Source organism: Halomonas sp. 707D4 (assembly GCF_024158685.1).
Lineage (GTDB): Bacteria > Pseudomonadota > Gammaproteobacteria > Pseudomonadales > Halomonadaceae > Vreelandella.
Window position 1 is genome coordinate 1 of the sequence record NZ_JAMZBD010000410.1, and the last position, 2,770, is coordinate 2,770.

Here is a 2,770-nt window from a genome sequence, read left to right on the forward strand (position 1 = left end):
GGTTGAGATACTCGATGTCGGTATGGTCGATGAGCGACTGCGCCCATTCACCGAGCGTGATCGAAGTGTCCGGAAGCGCTACGCTGCGCGCACCGAACAGGTGGGAAACGGCGTTGATCAGCCCGGTACGCTCGGGAGTGCCGGCGCTTGGCAGCATGTCCGTATGCTTGGCCTTTCCGTGCTGGGTTGCCACTGCGCGAAGAACGCTCAGAGTGGTCTCGTGGGTGAGTGACAACATGGTTGCGTCCTTTGCAGTGGTGTCTACCTGACTGACCGCCACATTACGCTCTTGTATCACTCTTGTCAAAAAAACAACCAGGCGCTGCACAATTATTGCGCTCACAAATCGTCAGCGAATTTAAGTATTTATGTTGATCGAGCAAACAAATACGCCTGGCGTCCGGGAGTGCGATGTCTTTCTGTACAACTTTTAATCCATGTTAGCGCAGCGCTCTTGCAGGCAACGTTGAAAGCCGAGCTATCACAGCGATGCACATCGTTCTATAACCCGAAGGTTGATTGGCAGTATGATTCGGCTAGCGAATCGCCACTCTCACCGGTTACCTGGAGCACTAGCCATCATGACGGCGCGTTGGAAGTCCCTGCCCCTCAGACTGAGGCTGTTCCTCTGTTTCGGAACGGCCTTTGCGCTCACCATGCTGCTGGCGCTCTACCTCCAGGCCCGGGCGCAAAGCCAGGCGCGCCTGGCCGACCTCATCGAGCAAGAGCTGCCCCAGCAGGTGGAAGGGCTCGCCACCCGCCTGCTGCTGCGCCTGAGCCCCTCGCTTGCGATCTCCGAGAACCTCGCCAACAGCTACGTGCTGGAGCAGTGGGTACTGAATGGGCTGCCGGAGGCAGAGGAGCCGGCGCTGACGGGCTATCTCGCCCGCATGGCCGACCAGCTCGATACGGAACTTCTGTTTCTCGCCGTACAGTCGCCGGCGGGCGCCTACTACTACCAGTATCGCGACGGGGAGCTTCTGGAGCGTCCGTTGCAGGGTCCGACCAGCGAGGACAGCTGGTATTTCGAGTTCACCGACAGCGACGCCCCCTACAACCTCAACCTCGACAGCGACACCTTCACGCCGGGCGACTCCTTCGTCTTTCTCAATTTCCGAAGCGATGAACGTGCCACCAATGCCCGCCCGCTGGTGGTGGCCGGTGCCGGCCTGAACCTGAACCAGATGGCCCAGCTCATCGAGGACTTCTCGCTGGGCCAGACCGGCCGCGCGGCACTGCTCAACGCCGAAGGCGAGCTGATGGTACACAGTGACGAAGGCACGTCGGACCAGCGCTTTGAAACGCTGCCCGAACAGGCGCTCGAGCGCAGCGCCACCCAGGTCAACGAACTCACCCGCGCCGGCACCACCTACCTGGTCGCCACGCGCTGGCTGCCGGAGCTGCAGCGCTACCTGATGATCGAGGTCGACAAGGGCGAGTACACGGAGGCCGCCCAGCACCGTTTCCTGGCCTCCTCCGGCTGGGGGCTGGCGATCCTGCTGGCCGCCCTGGTCCTTCTCTATCCGCTCACCGCAAGCCTGGTGCGCCCCTTGTCGCGCCTTCAGCGCCAGCTCAAGGAGATCACCCTGAGCCTCGACCTCACCCGCCGGGTGAGCACCGACGACCAGGCGGAGCTGGGTGATCTGGCGGATCAGACCAACGAGCTGCTGGCGCGTTTGGAGCGTGCGATGACCGCGGTCTCCAGCAACGCCCAGGCGCTCGACAGCGTGGCCGACCGGCTCGCTCGAACCGCAGGGCTGTCAGGCCTGCAGCGCGGCGACCTGGGCCTCGAGGCCGACCAGACCATGGCGGCGGCGGTCGAGGAGATGGCCTCGTCGGTGGCCGAGATCACCTCCACCATGGAGGAGCTTTCCACCTCCTCCACCCAGATCGCCGATCACTCCCAGTCGGTGGTGGACGTCGCCAACCAGACCCTGGAGCGCAGCCGCAAGGGCTCCAGCGCCATGGAGCTTCTGCAGGCTAAGATGCAGGACATCCGCAGCGACAGCGAGCAGAGCCTGGCGGAGATCGTCGCCCTGGGCGCCAAGTCCAAGCAGATCAGCAAGGTGATGGAGCTGATCAACTCGCTGGCGGCCCAGACCAAGCTGATCGCCTTCAATGCCGCCCTCGAGGCGTCGAGCGCCGGCGAGTCCGGCCGGCGCTTCTCGGTGGTGGCCGGCGAGATCCGCCGTCTGGCCGACAGCGTGACCGACTCCACCCAGGAGATCGAAGGCCATACCGAGGACATCCAGCACTCGATCAGCCGCCTGGTGGTCGCCTCCGAAAAGGGCGCCACCTCGATCGAGAAAGGCGTCGAGGTGAGCTTCACCACCGCCCAGGACCTGGAGGCGGTGCTCAAGGCGGCCAGCCAGACCAGCAGCGCCGCCCAGCAGATATCGCTCTCTACCCAGCAGCAGAAGACCGCCAGCAGCCAGGTGGTGACGGCGCTTCGCGATATCGACACGGCCAGCGCCCGCAACGCCCAGTCGGTGCGCCATATCACCGAGATCAGCCAGGAGATGATCCGCATGTCGGCCCAGCTCAACGCGCTGGTCCAGGAATTCACGCTCCATTCACAGCACGCGGACGATCAGTAGCGCGGCCAGGAATGACACGATGAGTCCAATCCGGGTAATGATCGTCGACGACAGCCCCGTGGCCAGGGAGGTACTGCGCCACCTGCTCACCCGCGAAGGCGACATCGACATCGTGGGCGAGGCCAGCAACGGGCGCGAGGCGGTGGCGCTGGCCCGGCGGCTGGTGCCGCAGC

General features: G+C 64.0%; 1 protein-coding gene and 1 pseudogene. One reads left to right on the forward strand and one right to left on the reverse strand.

Annotated elements, in window-relative coordinates; genetic code table 11:
* Nucleotides 1-238 (reverse strand): annotated as a pseudogene (locus BIS11_RS14455) (hypothetical protein); the annotation flags it as partial.
* A gap of 343 nt (nucleotides 239-581) precedes the next feature.
* Here BIS11_RS14455 and BIS11_RS14460 point away from each other — a divergent pair.
* The gene (locus tag BIS11_RS14460) at nucleotides 582-2,597 is read left to right on the forward strand and encodes a methyl-accepting chemotaxis protein (RefSeq protein ID WP_253418438.1); all 2,016 of its coding nucleotides are present in this window, start codon (nucleotides 582-584) and stop codon (nucleotides 2,595-2,597) included.
* Nucleotides 2,598-2,770 lie beyond the last annotated feature (173 nt).

What these genes read in the sequence shown, in the direction of transcription:
- BIS11_RS14460 (WP_253418438.1), top strand. Translation starts at nt 582, where the DNA reads ATGACGGCGCGTTGGAAGTCCCTGCCCCTCAGACTGAGGCTGTTCCTC.